This is a genomic window from Candidatus Phytoplasma melaleucae, assembly GCF_030588185.1.
GTDB classification, from domain to species: domain Bacteria; phylum Bacillota_I; class Bacilli_A; order Acholeplasmatales; family Acholeplasmataceae; genus Phytoplasma; species Phytoplasma melaleucae.
The window spans coordinates 1-1,167 of sequence record NZ_JAOSID010000023.1; the positions used below are offsets into that span (position 1 = coordinate 1).

Here is a 1,167-nt window from a genome sequence, read left to right on the forward strand (position 1 = left end):
TTAATCACTTTACGGATATGCTTTGGTCCCTTTTGTTTTTTCAAACTCAGGTTAATCCGTTACTTCTTCCCATTATCATGAGGAACGAGGTGCCTTAATCCTCTTTCATTTACGCCCGAACTAGCGCCCCCACTGCTCTACCGACTGAGCTACAGAGCCTAATAAATTAATGTTAATAAATTAATAAATGGCGGTCCGAACGGGACTTGAACCCGCGATCTCCTGCGTGACAGGCAAGCATGTTTACCACTACACCATCGGACCTTGTTTGGTTGCGGGAGCAGGATTTGAACCTACGACCTTCGGATTATGAGCCCGACGAGCTACCAAACTGCTCTATCCCGCGATCTTAATTTTAATTATTCGTCACAAGAAATTCATAAACTACAACAAAACCAAAAACTGGCGGAGGAAGAGGGATTCGAACCCCCGCATCTTTACAGACCTTCCAGTTTTCAAGACTGGCCCCTTAAACCGGACTTGGGTATTCCTCCAAATTAAAATAAATTAATATTGCATAATATGGTGGACCCGGTAGGATTCGAACCTACGACCAACCGGTTATGAGCCGGTAGCTCTGACCAGCTGAGCTACAGGTCCATATTCTAAACAAATAATGGTAGCGGAAAGAGGAATCGAACCTCTGGCCTCTCGGGTATGAACCAAGTGCTCTAACCAACTGAGCTACACCGCCTTATTTATATAAATCAATAATTGGTGGAGCTTAGCGGATTCGAACCGCTGACCTCCTGTTTGCAAAACAGGCGCTCTCCCAACTGAGCTAAAACCCCTTTTCTGGTACCTGAAGCCGGACTTGAACCGGCACGACTTTAAAATCATGGGATTTTAAGTCCCACGTGTCTACCTATTCCACCATTCAGGCAAAATTAAAGGTAAATTATTAAATATAAAATAATAGCTCGTAAAGAATTCAAACCTTTTAAAAATAAAATGGTGTCCCGTAAAGGATTCGAACCTTTGACACCTTGATTAAAAGTCAAGTGCTCTACCAACTGAGCTAACGGGACAAATGGTGCCAAAAGCAGGAATCGAACCCGCAACCTACTGATTACAAGTCAGTTGCTCTTCCAATTGAGCTATTTTGGCCCTGATGATGTTCACTCGTAGGAAGATGGTAGAGGATGAGGGACTTGAACCCCCGACTTT

The 1,167-nt window shown here is 43.8% G+C and carries 9 tRNA genes; all 9 read right to left on the minus strand.

The features are described 5' to 3' along the window. Nucleotides 1-188: 188 nt before the first annotated feature. Nucleotides 189-264: transfer RNA gene (locus OC680_RS02185), tRNA-Asp, on the minus strand. Between the two features lie 5 nt (nucleotides 265-269). Further along, nucleotides 270-346 (minus strand) — tRNA-Met (locus tag OC680_RS02190). 57 nt (nucleotides 347-403) lie between these two features. Further along, nucleotides 404-494, minus strand: a tRNA-Ser gene (locus OC680_RS02195). A gap of 29 nt (nucleotides 495-523) precedes the next feature. Continuing rightward, nucleotides 524-600, minus strand: a tRNA-Ile gene (locus OC680_RS02200). Nucleotides 601-617: 17 nt separating this feature from the next. Then, nucleotides 618-694: transfer RNA gene (locus OC680_RS02205), tRNA-Met, on the minus strand. 21 nt (nucleotides 695-715) lie between these two features. Further along, nucleotides 716-791, minus strand: a tRNA-Ala gene (locus OC680_RS02210). A 5-nt stretch (nucleotides 792-796) separates the two neighbouring features. Further along, nucleotides 797-883 (minus strand) — tRNA-Leu (locus OC680_RS02215). 69 nt (nucleotides 884-952) lie between these two features. Further along, nucleotides 953-1,028 (minus strand) — tRNA-Lys (locus OC680_RS02220). A gap of 3 nt (nucleotides 1,029-1,031) precedes the next feature. Next, a tRNA-Thr gene (locus tag OC680_RS02225) sits at nucleotides 1,032-1,107 on the minus strand. Nucleotides 1,108-1,167 lie beyond the last annotated feature (60 nt).